This window comes from Salirhabdus salicampi (assembly GCF_024259515.1).
Lineage (GTDB): Bacteria > Bacillota > Bacilli > Bacillales > Alkalibacillaceae > Salirhabdus_A > Salirhabdus_A salicampi.
In genome coordinates this window covers 935,350-949,777 of record NZ_JANBWE010000001.1, presented here as the reverse complement: position 1 = coordinate 949,777, position 14,428 = coordinate 935,350, and the positions used below count along the sequence as shown (strand labels likewise).

The following is a 14,428-nucleotide window of genomic DNA, read 5'->3' as shown; positions in this document are numbered from 1 at the left end:
TCCTCCCCCTAACCGTTTTATACCTTTTTTCTCCGTACGATAAGCCCAATTATAACTAATAAAAAACCGACAATTAAAAAACTAATATCATACAATAGTGGATTTTCAGCAGCTGGTCTTACCCGATGAATTTGCAAGATGTGGTGATTAATCATTCCTTCAACTAAATTGAAGACACCTCCGCCTATGAGTATACCACTCAAAAAAGTACGAGGTCTTGTACCAAGCTCACCTTTTGCAGCATCTCGATAAATCTTGACCCCACCCCATACTAGTAGAAGAGAAAATAAAATTGTAAACCAACCGTCAGAAAATATTTTCATGTGAATTTGATTATGGTGATCCACCATGTGATGCCATTGTAATAACTGGTGAAATACGATACCGTCTACTGCTCCTAACAAACCTAAACCTAATATAAAAGCTGCTTGAAATAAATTTCGATCATTCCGTTCCATATAGCATTGAACTCCTTAGTTTTTATTACCTCTGTGTTCCCATTAGGAAAGGAAATTATACATATAATAAGAAATGCCCAAGTGGGCATTTCAAAAAGTTATAGAACCAGTATTATGGTAATACGTTATGGCTTTCAGAAAATATTCACAACAAACGGTTGCCCTTACTCACTCTGCTTCGTTTCTAAAGGAACTAGTTTAGCCTCAATTTGTTCACGTTTTCCTTCCAGAAAAGGGGGTAATGCTAATGATTCTCCTAATGATTCAAACGGTTCATCTGATTCAAATCCTGGCCCATCTGTGGCTAATTCAAATAATATGCCGTTTGGTTCGCGAAAATATAACGAACGGAAATAATATCTCTCAACAAAGCCCGAGTTTGGAATACGTGCTTCATTTATTCGGGTTACCCACTTTCTTAACTCTTCTTCATTATCAACCCGAAAAGCTACGTGATGAACACTCCCACGGCCAGGCCTTTCCCGAGGTAAGTCAGGGCGCACCTCCAGATGTACTTCTGCACCTGTCCCGCCTTCACCTGTCTCGAAAACGGTAACTGGATTGTCATTTTGATTTGTGTAGGTTGAAACTTCTTTATACCCCATGATGTCCTGTAAAACTCGTTCCGTTCTACCTTCTCTAGATACAGTTAGGTAAACAGGACCTAATCCACGAATGGCATGTTCTAGAGGAACAGGACCTTTCTCCCACGGAGTTCCAGCTGCAACCCCTTTATTGTCTTCATCAGAAACGAGGATTAATCGTTGCCCTTCATGGTCACGAAAATGTAACGTAGCACGTCCGTTGTCCATTTGGATACTATCATACTCAACACCAAATTCATTAAACCGATCCATCCAATATTGAAGAGAATCATCCTTCGGAACACGTAAAGATGTTCCAGAAATGCTATTAGAGCCGTAATACGTATTTCCAGCATTCGGAATTTCAAAAAAGGTTAAATCAGTACCAGGATTTCCTCTCTCATCCGCATAAAATAGATGATAAACTGATGTGTCATCCTGGTTAACTGTTTTCTTTACAAGCCTCATCCCTAGTATTTTCGTGTAAAAGTCATAGTTAGCTTTCGCATTCGCCGTTAGTGCTGACACATGATGTTGCCCTTTTAATGGTTTTAAATTCATAAATTTTCACACCTTTTTTCTTTAGCATTTGTGTATACTTCCAATTATATAGATTATTTTGTCCACAGAAAATACCGCTAACAAAAAAGGCACCTCCCAAAGAGATGCCTTCTCATTCAATCCTAATCTTGCTTCATAGCCTCTACTTCAATAAAGAACTTAATTTTCTCTCCAACCAAAACGCCGCCCGTTTCAAGTACTTGGTTCCAAGTTAAACCGTAGTCTTTACGGTTTACAGTTCCTTCACCGGTAAATCCTACTACTTCATTACCCCATGGGTCTTTACCTTGGCCTTCAAAACGAGCCACAAACGTTTCACTTCTTGTTGTCCCACGAATTGTTAAGTCACCTGTAACGTTATACTCACCGTCATCCACCTTTTCAACCTTTGTTGCGTTAAACGTAATCGTTGGATGATTTTCAACATCAAGAAAATCGGCTGATTTTAAGTGTCCATCACGATCTGCATTTTTCGTATCAATGCTAGCAGCATCGACAGAAAACTCAATACTTGCTGTTGTTAAGTCATTTGGATCAGCTTCAATGGTTGCATCAAATTGTTGAAAAGTTCCTCTCACTGTTGAAATCATCATATGCTTAGCTGAAAAGTCAACTGAGCTGTGTGCCTTGTCAATAGACCATTTTGTTTTTGCCATACTTCATATCTCCCCTTATGATTAAAATTTATTAAAAATTGTGGCAAACTGAGTCATTCTAAATCAAACAGTCCGAATTCGAGATAAATATTTTTAAAAAAACTGCTTACTTTTATCGGACACAGTTTAGAACTTTTTCCCTATACTTCTAAATATTACCTTAGTTACTTTTCGTAATTAATATACTATTCATAATTTAATTTGTCAACTAATTTTAAATTATTTGAATATTTATATTCCAAATCTCCCTGTAAACGGTATAATGATGTTAAATGAGGTGATCGTGTTGAATAATACTCAACTTTGTCCAAAGTTTGAAAAAGCGATGCAATTAATTGGAAAACGGTGGACCGGATTGATTTTGTATAAGCTTTTGAACGGTCCACAAAGGTTTTCTGAAGTCGAATCCTCCTTACCAATTAGCGGGAGAATTTTATCCGAAAGATTAAAAGAACTTGAAGAGGAAAAGATAGTAAACCGTAATGTGTATGCAGAGGTTCCTGTTCGTGTTGAGTACACTTTAACAGAAAAAGGACAAGAGTTAGAACCAGTTATTCGTCATATTCAAGATTGGGCGATGAAATGGGAATAATCGAGAGAAAATTGTTAAGCCAACGATACTGATTGCACATCCTATAGCTAGTATAGTGTCTGACAATTGGAGCAGTTCATACGAGTAGTCTTTTTCCTTCCCCATTTATTAATGGACATATGCGTTCTCATACGTTAAAATTTTCTCACCAACCATTAATGATTGGGTGATGTTATGATATGGGATATTTTAACGGTTATCGGAACAATAGCATTTGGTTTAAGTGGTGCACTTGTGGCCCGAGACCCTGAATGTGATTATGATTTATTAGGAATATACACTTTAGGCTTTTGTTGTGCTTTTGGTGGAGGCGCGATTCGGAATCTACTAGTAGGAAATCCAATTTCCCAATTGTGGGAGCAAGGTAGTTTGTTTTTTATTGCCTTTATATCAATAACAATTCTCATCATATTTCCAGCTCATTTAATTAAACATTGGAGTAAATGGGGCAATTTCTTTGACGCCATTGGGCTATCCGCATTTGCTATACAAGGTGCGCTGCTCGTAAAGGAAATGGGTTATCCAGTAAGTGCGATTGTTGTTGCGGCTATTTTAACGGGTACCGGTGGTGGTGTATTGCGGGATCTATTAGCTCGTAGACAACCACTTATTTTTAGGGATGAGATTTATGCCTTATGGGCCTTAGTGGCTGGGCTCTTGATCGGGTTAAATATTATCCAGACTGATATTGGACTGTATGGATTATTTGCCTCTATTGTTGTATTAAGGCTAATTTCATTAAAATACAATTGGCGGCTACCAAGATCCTCTTACTTACAGCGGGAACAAATGATGGAATCAAAAGGGGATCAACGATTTCTTTAAGGAGTTCCGATACTATGAAAATAACAGATAAAAAAGAATACTGAAGCACACTATGTTTAGCACCGTAAAACAGTACAAACAGTAAACAAAAACGTTTGGATTTTTTAATTCTGAAGTGCCTCCAAAAAGTTAAACAATTTATTATATTAAGCAGCTTGTTGCGCAAGAGTTCGGTATTGTATCGGGCTCTTGCCTTTTAATTTTGGTTAAAGACGTTTGTTATTATAGCAATCCATATATAAGCTAATTGGTAATGACCACAAAAACGCAATCATTAAATAGCTATCATTTATAAGAGAAGCAATCATTGCTATAACTACTGGGAGCGTTAATGTAAACAATGTATTCATCATGGTTCATATTCAGCAGGTTTAAGCACAAACCATATAACAATACTGGAAATAGCTGCAATTATTCCTAAAACTTTGAGGTTTTTTTAATTTTAATCAACTCCTATTCGCATTTTATTAAACTCTTCTGTTTCGTTAGTTGAAAAAACAAAAAAGCTCCATCGACAGTTGGATTTCCAAGTAAAGCCCCCGTTAATGATATAAGTTACTAGCTTCTATTAGTTATTTTTATGTACTTTAACGGATCTTGATTTTGACTAATTTGTGATAAGAGGATCTGTCTATGAAAGTATAAATCAAACTAATAACACTGAAAATAAGAACAGATGTTATTTCAGTTAAATTGTAAATTTGAACGTTTTCATTAAGAAAACTCAATCCAAAAATAAATTTTCCATAGAAATACCCAACTGATGAGTAAATAATAATTTTAATCACTAGCTTATTAAAAAACTTTTCTATGATTAGGGTAAGAGGTAACATTATAACTCCGAAAGCTAAACAACCACCAATGAAACCATAAAAAATCAAAGCAACACCAAGGTCAATGTGTTCGGTAGTATTGATTTTACTTCCTTCTATTAATTCTACCAGCCATGTTCCGAAACCAAATAGTAATGAAAAACTGCTAAATAGTATCAGTATCCAATAGCGAATGTATTTTGACTGCAAAAAATCACTCCAATATTATATTCCTCATGAAACAATCTTGCTTGGTTAGTACAATAACTTCAAAGAACAAAGGCATTAACCTTTCTGGGTTTATCGCCTTCAGTTACTGAAAGAAGACGGCATAAATTATAAACGCTAATATAATTACGAGAATAAGTATACCAGTGCCTTTCCACCCCAAGCTACCAACTAAATCAGCAAGATTGCTCCCATGAATACTACTCGAGGGATTCCTTAATTCTTCTTGTCGCAGCCTCTCTCTTCTTTCTTTTGGAGTATCTCTATCTAAACTCATTCCAACACCCCCTATTTTGCTACGAAAACATATCTAATAAAGGTTTCACTTATTCTTCAACTATCGTCCCCTTAGCACAAGACTTTGCTTATATAATATTAACATAGACATTCCAAATTTCACCTTTAAGTACACCCTCTTTCAGCACAAACCAACAACAATAATTCTTTAACTGTCCATAAAGTGGTTTTGAAATCTTGCGAATAAGCGAGTATTAAATAAAGCATCTATATGAGGGAGTTCAATAAGAATATCTGTTTAGACACCGACCTCTTATTTTTCATAAGCAGAGCTTAATACTCTTTCGTATAAATTATCTTTATAAAATAAGTTAGGATAAGAGTGAAAAGTCCTATACCAAAAAGTATGCCCCCAGAAACTACAAAGTTATTTATATAGCTTTCTATCCTAATATGAAACATAGCAGGATCCGCTCCACCTTGTTTCATAAGCCAATTGTCAGCCATTGATGTTCCAAAGTTAGTGCTAAAGAACAAAAGTATAAATCCGATTACAGATAATGTAGCTCCAATAGTTACAAATCGATTAAAATTATCCTTTGTCATAAAATCCCTTCCACTTCATAAAGTTTATCACCTGATTCTCTAACGAGTTCATAATTTTCAACTAGGACTGCTTCCTTAAATGATAGTCCTACACCAACTGGACTTTCTTTAGTTGTCTCATTATAAAATAGAAAGCCTAAAACGATTCATAATTAAATAGATACAGCGATGATCATATATTTAATTTTTATACTTTATCCCCCTTTTTTCAATATATATTATTCAATTAACCTGCCTCTTAAGCTCAATAAGAAAAATGGATCGCCGAAGAAACCCTCTTGTTTAACATAAGCACCCTTTACTTAAGTAAATTTTTTTCAAGTACGATTTTATGTAGCCCTTTTTCATCTATATAAGTATCAATGACATCAAATCCATTTTTAATATTCAAAACTAACATACTACGCCATTTATTCATTGTTTTTGTTTGGACAACGTTATAACCCTTGTCCTTTAAATATTGATGTTGTTTTTTCATTAACATAGAAGCAACACCATACTTTCTGTAATTAGTGTCAACTCCACCTAACCAACTATAAAATTTATTACGATCAATTTCATATCCAATTTTATATCCAATCACTTTTTTGTTATCCTTTGCAGTAATGACTAACAAATTGGGTTTACTTTTCATCTTGTTAATCAAATCATCAGAAGTACCAAAAATGTCTTTATGAAGTTCTAGAATGCCCTCTAATACAACAGGATTTGGTATTGAATTAAAAATTGTGTAATCAATACCCAAATGTAATTCCCCTTTCCTAACAACTTAGAATACATATATTGCTCTATCTTATTAAGACAATTTATTCAACTAAACTGGCGCGTAACACAAGGTCCTTATGATTAAATCTTAACATGATATTCCAACATTCGTTTTTAAAAAAAATAAAAGACCATCTTTGGATGATCTCTTGTTAAACTCTAACCCCGATTAGCGAAACAATTAATATAGCCGTTTTGAATAACCCTCTTCTAGCCTTTTCTGAATGGAATCAACACTTGTATTAGGAAGTTTAGCGTGTTCAAATATTATTTTTGCAGCTGACGGCAATAGAGCTTTATCTGTCCAGGAATTAGGTTCCCATAACCTCGAACGTTTGAAGGCTTTTGCACAATGAATAAAACATTCATCTACCTCAACACCAATACCCAAGAGAGGTCTTTTTTCTTTAAATGACATGTTATCAAGCAGTTCATCATCTGTAACCAAAGTGGCTTTACCATTAACTCTCAATGTTTCACCCAAACCAGGAATAAAAAAGAGAAGGCCTATTCTTGGATTGGATAAAATATTTCGCATAGAATCTATTCTTTTATTTCCAGGTCTTTCCGGTATGACTAACTGCTTTTCACTTAGAACTTGTACAAATCCAGTCTTATCTCCTCTTGGAGAAACATCACAAAATCCAAATTCATGAGAAGTAGAAATAACTACAAACGGTGATTTCGATATAAATTCTAAACAATGTTTATCAAGATATGTAATTACTTTATTATTCACTAATTCACTAGGAAAACCAATGATTGAGCGTAATTCTTCTTCTGTTTGAATCGTATTTTTAAACAGATAGTTTTCTTTCACATGTACACCTCTAACTGATTGATATTACCCTTAAAATAACAATTCTTTACAATGTCTATCATTATTTTAACATAAAATTACAATACCTACTTAGTTTATAAAAATCTACAAAGCAAACAGCATCACCATAAATAGTAAGTTGACAACAGCTATTGTCATTGTGCTGTATTGCTATTTTGTATGCTAATTCACGTATCAATAGCCAGTAACCGCAAATATATACGGAAAAACAACAGACCAAATCATATGTGATTTGATCTGTTAAATATGGTACAGTGCACTCCCTAGCAAGGGTAAAATTATATTTTGTTTCATAGTGAGGATTACCTCGGTTTTATCCGGTTAACCTATGTTTCGTTCTTATACAATCACTTTCACCCATACGAAATGTAAGCCGATGACAAAAACATATATTGCTGTTGTCCCTTTTAAGAGAATGTTCCACCCTCTTTTGCTTACAAAATGTAACGGAAAACACAATGCCATTACGACCAATATAATCGACAAAAAACCTTTTACAAGGATGAAATAGTATGGTGAGGCTTGCCATAAAAAATCCATGATTGGATTTCCCTCTTCAATTACGTTTAAGGACAAACCTACCGAAGTAAACGTTAAATCCACAAGATTTAAAAAGGCGATTACATAAAAGTAATGCATTGTGTCACCTCCTTGACGTTATCAATACCAGTATGGGTTCTCCGAATAGTCCGTAAACCTTAAACCCACTAATTCATTGTATGATACTTTAGAGGACTTTATTGACAGGTGAAACACAACCTTCTCAAAAACGTTTACCCAAGCTAACTGTTCTAACATTCAGAAAACAATTGAATGGATAACAATATTATGATAGCTTTAAAAGCAATCCATAATGATATTTCTATCATGGAATCGTTAATAGCAGGAGGAAATGAATGTGAAACAATTCATAAAAGAAATAGAGGCAGAGTTAAAACAAATTTTTCATCATTTGCATCAACATCCGGAAACGAGTTGGCACGAGTATGATACGACAAACTATATCCAAGCAATCTTTGAAACTAGGGGCTTAACCGTTCATAGATTTACAGATATACCTGGACTCGTCGTTGAAATGGGCTCTGGGGATTTTTGTATTGGACTTCGTGCTGACATGGATGCTTTATGGCAAGAGGTAGATGGAGAATTCAAGGCAAACCACTCATGTGGTCATGATGCCCACATGACAATGGTAATTGGAGCCGCTCTTTTGTTCCAAAAATTGTCTATCCCTGAAGGTATTAAACTAAAATTCATCTTCCAACCAGCAGAAGAAAAAGGTACAGGCGCATTGGCCTTAATTGAACGAGATATTCTTAATGATGTAGATTTCTTATTTGGTGTTCATTTGCGCCCAGTTCAAGAACTAGCAGACGGGTATGCCTCCCCGGCTATTTATCATGGGGCTGCCCAATTTTTATCTGGGAAAATTCATGGTGAAGATGCCCACGGAGCAAGACCTCACCTTGGACAAAACGCAATTGAAATTGGTGCATCCATCGTACGTGAGATCCAAAACATCCACCTAGATCCAATGACACCCTACACAGCCAAAATGACGAAGTTTCACGCAGGTGGAGATGCCGGAAATTTAATCCCTGGTAAAGCAACTTTTAGTTTGGATTTACGTGCTCAATCCAACGAAAATATGAAGCAGTTAGTTAATCAGGTCAAACATACCATTAAACATATCGCTAACATACATAATGTAACCATCTCCTTAAATGTTGAAGCAAGAATTGCGGCTGCTACTGTAAGCGAAAAAGCTATGCAATATATGAGTGAAGCAATCATTGATACAGTCGGCAAACCATACGAATGTAAACCAATTGTGACAAGTGGTGGCGAAGATTTTCACTATTATACCTTAAAAAAACCCGATATTATGGCAACGATGCTAGGACTTGGGTGTGGTTTACAGCCTGGATTGCATCATCCCCACATGTCATTTAATCATGACCGTATTTTTACGGGGGTAGAAATATTAACAAAAGCGATACTTAAAACGGCGAACGCCCACAAAGGAGAGCAATAACGATGTATTCAAAGAAACACATAGAAATACGGGTGTTATCGAAAAAGGACGAATTAACCCATATTGATGATTTACAGCAAAACATATGGAATATGACACCTATTCCTGTCCACCATACATTAACCGCTTCCCAGAATGGCGGTCTAATTTTAGGTGCTTATAACCAAGATCAAATCATAGGGTTTAGTTTCAGTTTTCCAGGTTATAAACATAACCAAATCTATTTATGCTCTCATATGTTGGGCATAGATCCCGCCTTTCAAGAGCATGGGGTTGGCACCATGTTAAAAGAAGAACAACGAAAGCAAGCAAAGCAAATGGGATATTCCCTAATATCATGGACCTTTGACCCGTTACAAAGTAGAAATGCTTACTTAAATCTATCGAAACTAGGTGCTATTTGCTCTACATATATAGAAAATTGCTATGGAACCATGAATGATAGTCTAAACAAAGGGCTCCCCACTGATCGATTTAAAGTAGAGTGGTGGATTGACCGGGAATTAAGCAGAGGGTTTGTTCACAGTTTACCGGAAGAAACAGTAATTGAATGGGAACTTAATGATCAAAATTTACCAAGATTACAATATGTAAAATTAGAGGATTTAAACTTAAAAGATGGCTTATGTTATACCGTTCCAATACCGATGCAATTTCATAAAATAAAGTCCCGTAATCAAGCCCTTGCCTATGATTGGCGAATGAAGATTCGAGAAATTTTTCAATACTTTTTCAATAATGGCTATGCAGTAATTTCCTTGGAAAAAGCGGACAATGGGCATATTAATTATTACAAGTTAGTTAAGCGAACGAGATTAAAAATAGATAAGGTGTGGTGAAATGAAAGTAAGTCGAGTAACATTACGTCACGTCAAAATGGAGATGAAATTTTCCTTTACGACTAGTTTTGGGTCATTACAAGAAAAAGAGTTTTTATTGCTAGAAGCTATAGACGAAGATGGCTTAACAGGATGGGGGGAATCTGTTGCATTCCCAGCCCCTTGGTACAATGAAGAAACATTAAAAACGAATTGGCATATGCTAGAGGACTTTCTCATCCCTGCTCTTTTACATAAAGAAATTCATCACCCATCTGAGATTAGTCAGTTGTTCTCACATATACGTAAAAACAATATGGCGAAGTCCACAATTGAAGGGGCAATGTGGGACCTTTATGCAAAACAACATGCCGCTCCCCTCTTTACATTGTTAGGGGGGAAAAGAAAAACGATTGATGTTGGTGTGAGTATAGGAATTCAAAAGTCTATTTCCGATCTTTTAGAAATTATAAGAGCTCACGTAAATGAAGGTTATAAACGAATAAAAGTGAAAATTAAACCAGGTTGGGATGTTGATGTGTTGAAAGAAATTCGTCACCATTTCCCAACATTACCATTGATGGCTGATGCTAACTCTGCCTATACGCTTGCAGACGTTGAACGACTTAAAGAACTTGATCCTTTACAGTTACTAATGATTGAACAACCATTAGCATCAGATGATATCGTAGATCATGCAAAGTTGCAAAGACAAATCACGACGCCAATATGTCTCGATGAAAGTATTCATTCCTATGACGATGCTCGTAAAGCAATTGAATTAGGGAGTTGTAAAATAATTAATATTAAAATTGGGCGGGTCGGCGGTTTAACCGAAGCTAAACGTATTCACGATTTATGTGCGGAACGTAATGTTGCCGTTTGGTGTGGCGGTATGTTAGAAGCAGGCATTGGCCGTGCTCACAATGTCGCTCTCAGTACGCTGGGAAACTTCATATTACCAGGCGACACAGCTGGTTCTGCGCGGTACTGGGAAAAGGATATCATTAAGCCTGAGGTTATCGTGCGTAACGGAGAAATTCATGTACCCGTAAATCCCGGGATTGGGTACGAACCTGACTTACATTCAATTGAACAATATACCATATATCAACAAACATACTCTTAAAAAAATCCCCATAACCTTTTCGGTTATGGGGATGCCTTATTTGGGACGCTCTATCGAAAACATTTCACCAAGCTTACTATAATCTAGGCCTGCTAACCTCCCAATAGGTTTTAACCCTTTTGGATCAATTTTCCCATCGTAGTATAAATCGTCCCGAATATGATAATGGACAACTTTCCCTAACAAAAAGTCACATTTTACTCCATTATCACCAAAAGGTATGATCCGATCTAGCTTACATTCGAAACGTATGCTTGCTTCTTGAATGCCTGGTACTTTCACTTCGCGACTCTCGACCGGCGTAAGGTTAGCCTCTGTAATTTCACTAACATGCGCAGGTAAACTAGCAGCTGTTTCATTCATCGCATGTACGTATGATTCATCGACAATATGAACGACGAATTCGTTTTGATCAATAGCGTTTCGTGCTGTGTCTTTCTGTTCACCATCTCTTCTCTGAACCGAAACAGACACCATTGGTGGGTCCGAATTTACGACATTAAAAAAACTAAAAGGAGCACCATTTAATGTCCCCTCTTCTGATAAAGTCGTTACGAATGCAATCGGGCGAGGTATGACACTTCCACTTAATAGCTTGTAATTATCCTTTGCTGATAACTTTTTTGGGTCAATCGATAACATGCTATCATCCTTATGAAAAGTTTTCTTTATACCATCTAGCAGCCTGCTCAACCTCTGTTCGTGTAAGTTGATGCCCCATTGACTCCCAGTATACTTCTACGTTCGCTCCAGCCTGTTCTAACAACTTCGCGAGTTCCTCTGTTTCTTCAGGTTTACAAATGGGATCATTTTTACCTGCACCGATAAATACAGGCACATCTGTTAAATCAGGTATTTCCAAACCTCTACGCGGTACCATTGGATGGAATAGTACAGCTCCTTTTAAGGATTTTTCGTGATGAAAAAGCAAACTCCCCGCAATATTGGCTCCATTTGAGTATCCGACAGCAATCATATTATCTCGGTCAAATCCCTTTTCAGTTGCAGCATCACTTAAAAAATCATATAACTCTTTTGTTCGAAAAACTAAGTCTTCTTCATCAAATACACCTTCCGCAATACGGCGAAAAAATCTTGCCATCCCATTTTCATTGACATTCCCACGCACACTTAATACATTTGCCTCATCATCAATCATACCGGCCACAGGTAAGAGGTCCAACTCAGATCCTCCAGTCCCATGAAGTAACAGAAATGTTGGTTTATCAGCATTACCTTTTTCAAAAATATGTTTCATTTTATTTTCCTCCTTTATCCGTTGGGATTTGAACAGGTTCTAAGTTTTGTTCTATCTTATCCCGATGAACTTCGTACCAGCTTGGCAATTTCAAGGTAGTTCCTAGGTTTTCTTTTGATTCATCTGTTGTGAAACCTGGTTCATCTGTCGCAATCTCGAATAAAATGCCGCCCTTTTCTTGAAAATATATAGATTCAAAATATTGACGGTCTTTCATGTCAGTTGGGAAGAAACCATTAGTACTAATATGCTGTCGCCAATTTACTTGGTTTTCACGATTATTACAACGCCAAGCGATATGGTGAACAGTCCCAACCCCCATTTCCCCCCTAGGACTAGCTGTTAACTTTATATCAATAATATTACCAATCTCACCTTCTGATTCCAAACGCAAATAATCACCTTGTTGACTAATACGCTTTAAACCCATAACATTGGTTAACAATTCCTCCGTTTGATAAGGACTTCCTGTATAAAGAACAGCTCCGCCAATACCTTTAATGGCATGATCTGTATCGATACCATTTATTTCCCAATGGCTCTGGTTTCCGTCTCCCCTTGCTACGATTTCTAGTTGTAAACCATGAGGATCTTGAAACTGGAGAAATGACTCTTGGAAGCGAGTCACAGACGAATATGGAACCTCTTTGTTTTCTAACCGATCTTCCCAAAATGATAGTGCACCTTCAGGGACAACGAAAGTCGTAATACCAACTTGACCAGATCCTATTCTCCCTTGTCTTTCGTTCGACCAAGGGAAAAACGTCATAATACTTCCTGGACTACCGATTTCATCCCCGAAATAGAAATGGTACGTACTTGGATCGTCAAAGTTTACCGTTTTCTTCACAAAGCGAAGCCCTAATATTTCACCATAAAAATTTATATTCTCTTGAGGGTTACCAACTATAGCAGTAATATGGTGAATACCTAACGTCTTTTGCATCGTGTATTACCCCCTTCCTCCGCTTATGTACTGCTTTATCTTATTCATGTTGTATTTATACTTCTATTCAACCTTAAATATCTTGAATTTGAAGTAATTGTATAAAGAAATTGAGTAAATGTCAATTTTTTCACAAATTTGAAAAGCCTTGATTTCTCAAGGCTTTATTCCATTAAATTTTTGTTTTTGCGATTTTTCCTCTAATTCTTCATAATCGGATAATTTAATTGTATCGTACAGTTCTTTTCGAGTTTGCATATTAGTCAATGAGTCCTTTTGTGTTCCTTCGTATTGAATTTCATGAAAAACATTTTCGTATGCTTTGGCTGCTACCCGTAAAGCGGTAACTGGATAACTAACCATCGAAAAACCGAATCGTTCAAATTCATGTGCTGTAAAATAAGGTGTCTTACCAAATTCAGTCATATTAGCTAATAACGGGAGATTAGTAGTTTTATGGAATGTTAAGAAATCGTCTTTAGTCGTTAAGGCTTCCGGAAATATCGCATCCGCTCCCGCTTCCTCATATAACTTTATTCTTTCCACCGCTTTTGGAATTCCTTCCACGGCAACCGCATCAGTACGGGCAACGACAACTAAAGTTGGTGCCACGTCTTTTAACATTTTAATTTTTTGCGCCATTTCTTTTGCATCGACTAACTGTTTCCCGTTTAAGTGACCACACTTTTTCGGTAAATCCTGATCCTCGATTTGCACTGCACTTACCTTTGCCTCTACCATTTCTTTCGCCGTTCGCGCAACATTGAGCACTCCCCCAAATCCCGTATCAATGTCCACTAAAATAGGGAGATCGCTCTTACGATATCACGCGCCCGTTCTGCTAATTCTGAAGAGGTTATTATGCCTAAATCAGGAAGACCTTTACTTGCGGTGTATGCTGCACCAGATAAATAAAGAGCCTTAAATCCTGACTGTTTCGCTATAAGGGCTGACATGCCGTCATAAGTTCCTGGTATTTTTAAAATGTCACGCTTGTGCATCTCCGCCTTAAACTGGTCTGCTAACGTCCTTTGAGAGATTTCCTCTTCAATAAACCATGTCATAGAAAACACCACT

At 36.6% G+C, this 14,428-nt stretch carries 16 protein-coding genes and 1 pseudogene; 5 read left to right on the top strand and 12 right to left on the bottom strand.

All coding sequences use genetic code 11. The features are described from left to right. Positions 1-17 precede the first annotated feature (17 nt). The 3 genes from NLW78_RS05030 to NLW78_RS05020 all read right to left on the bottom strand — a co-directional run bounded on the left by NLW78_RS05030 (position 18) and on the right by NLW78_RS05020 (position 2,259). Entirely contained in the window at positions 18-458 is a 441-nt protein-coding gene (locus NLW78_RS05030; protein WP_254495888.1) for a DUF2243 domain-containing protein, read from the bottom strand. 164 nt (positions 459-622) lie between these two features. Beyond that, complete coding sequence (locus NLW78_RS05025) at positions 623-1,603, bottom strand: ring-cleaving dioxygenase (protein ID WP_254495887.1); 981 nt, start codon at positions 1,601-1,603, stop codon at positions 623-625. Positions 1,604-1,725: 122 nt separating this feature from the next. Continuing rightward, positions 1,726-2,259 (bottom strand): YceI family protein, encoded by a 534-nt coding sequence (locus NLW78_RS05020; RefSeq protein ID WP_254495886.1) that lies wholly within the window; start codon positions 2,257-2,259, stop codon positions 1,726-1,728. A 286-nt stretch (positions 2,260-2,545) separates the two neighbouring features. On the opposite strand from NLW78_RS05020, the gene NLW78_RS05015 reads away from it, so the two are divergent. Together NLW78_RS05015 and NLW78_RS05010 are read left to right on the top strand one after the other, a co-directional pair. Continuing rightward, the gene (locus NLW78_RS05015; RefSeq protein ID WP_254496096.1) at positions 2,546-2,851 is read left to right on the top strand and encodes a winged helix-turn-helix transcriptional regulator; all 306 of its coding nucleotides are present in this window, start codon (positions 2,546-2,548) and stop codon (positions 2,849-2,851) included. A gap of 174 nt (positions 2,852-3,025) precedes the next feature. Continuing rightward, positions 3,026-3,676, top strand: coding sequence for a trimeric intracellular cation channel family protein (locus NLW78_RS05010; RefSeq protein WP_254495885.1), 651 nt, complete (start codon positions 3,026-3,028; stop codon positions 3,674-3,676). Positions 3,677-4,801: 1,125 nt separating this feature from the next. Here NLW78_RS05010 and NLW78_RS05005 read toward each other — a convergent pair. From NLW78_RS05005 to NLW78_RS04985, 5 genes are all read right to left on the bottom strand, one after another. Then, the gene (locus NLW78_RS05005; RefSeq protein WP_254495884.1) at positions 4,802-4,993 is read right to left on the bottom strand and encodes a DUF6366 family protein; all 192 of its coding nucleotides are present in this window, start codon (positions 4,991-4,993) and stop codon (positions 4,802-4,804) included. A 293-nt stretch (positions 4,994-5,286) separates the two neighbouring features. Further along, positions 5,287-5,559, bottom strand: coding sequence for a hypothetical protein (locus NLW78_RS05000; RefSeq protein ID WP_254495883.1), 273 nt, complete (start codon positions 5,557-5,559; stop codon positions 5,287-5,289). A 298-nt stretch (positions 5,560-5,857) separates the two neighbouring features. Beyond that, positions 5,858-6,304 carry a GNAT family N-acetyltransferase gene (locus NLW78_RS04995; RefSeq protein WP_302328416.1) on the bottom strand — a complete coding sequence of 149 codons (447 nt, stop codon included), beginning with the start codon at positions 6,302-6,304 and terminating at the stop codon, positions 5,858-5,860. A gap of 201 nt (positions 6,305-6,505) precedes the next feature. Beyond that, on the bottom strand, positions 6,506-7,144 hold the full coding sequence (locus NLW78_RS04990; protein ID WP_254495882.1) for a pyridoxamine 5'-phosphate oxidase family protein: 639 nt from the start codon (positions 7,142-7,144) through the stop codon (positions 6,506-6,508). Between the two features lie 360 nt (positions 7,145-7,504). Then, positions 7,505-7,804, bottom strand: a complete 300-nt coding sequence (locus NLW78_RS04985) for a DUF5658 family protein (protein ID WP_254495881.1) — start codon at positions 7,802-7,804, stop codon at positions 7,505-7,507. Between the two features lie 259 nt (positions 7,805-8,063). Here NLW78_RS04985 and NLW78_RS04980 point away from each other — a divergent pair, with 259 nt between their 5' ends. Genes NLW78_RS04980 through menC form a run of 3 tightly spaced genes read left to right on the top strand, consistent with a single transcriptional unit; the run spans position 8,064 to position 11,147 of the window. Then, complete coding sequence (locus NLW78_RS04980; RefSeq protein ID WP_254495880.1) at positions 8,064-9,200, top strand: M20 peptidase aminoacylase family protein; 1,137 nt, start codon at positions 8,064-8,066, stop codon at positions 9,198-9,200. A 2-nt stretch (positions 9,201-9,202) separates the two neighbouring features. After that, complete coding sequence (locus NLW78_RS04975; protein ID WP_254495879.1) at positions 9,203-10,039, top strand: GNAT family N-acetyltransferase; 837 nt, start codon at positions 9,203-9,205, stop codon at positions 10,037-10,039. Between the two features lies 1 nt (position 10,040). Further along, positions 10,041-11,147, top strand: a complete 1,107-nt coding sequence (menC, locus tag NLW78_RS04970) for an o-succinylbenzoate synthase (protein WP_254495878.1) — start codon at positions 10,041-10,043, stop codon at positions 11,145-11,147. 36 nt (positions 11,148-11,183) lie between these two features. Here the strand turns inward: menC and NLW78_RS04965 are convergent, their stop codons facing one another. From NLW78_RS04965 to prpB, 4 genes and pseudogenes are all read right to left on the bottom strand, one after another. Continuing rightward, positions 11,184-11,789, bottom strand: coding sequence for a flavin reductase family protein (locus NLW78_RS04965; RefSeq protein WP_254495877.1), 606 nt, complete (start codon positions 11,787-11,789; stop codon positions 11,184-11,186). Between the two features lie 10 nt (positions 11,790-11,799). Continuing rightward, positions 11,800-12,405, bottom strand: coding sequence for an alpha/beta hydrolase (locus NLW78_RS04960; protein ID WP_254495876.1), 606 nt, complete (start codon positions 12,403-12,405; stop codon positions 11,800-11,802). A gap of 1 nt (position 12,406) precedes the next feature. Beyond that, positions 12,407-13,351 (bottom strand): ring-cleaving dioxygenase, encoded by a 945-nt coding sequence (locus NLW78_RS04955; RefSeq protein ID WP_254495875.1) that lies wholly within the window; start codon positions 13,349-13,351, stop codon positions 12,407-12,409. A gap of 156 nt (positions 13,352-13,507) precedes the next feature. Then, positions 13,508-14,415 (bottom strand): annotated as a pseudogene (prpB, locus tag NLW78_RS04950) (methylisocitrate lyase). Between the last annotated feature and the right edge of the window lie 13 nt (positions 14,416-14,428).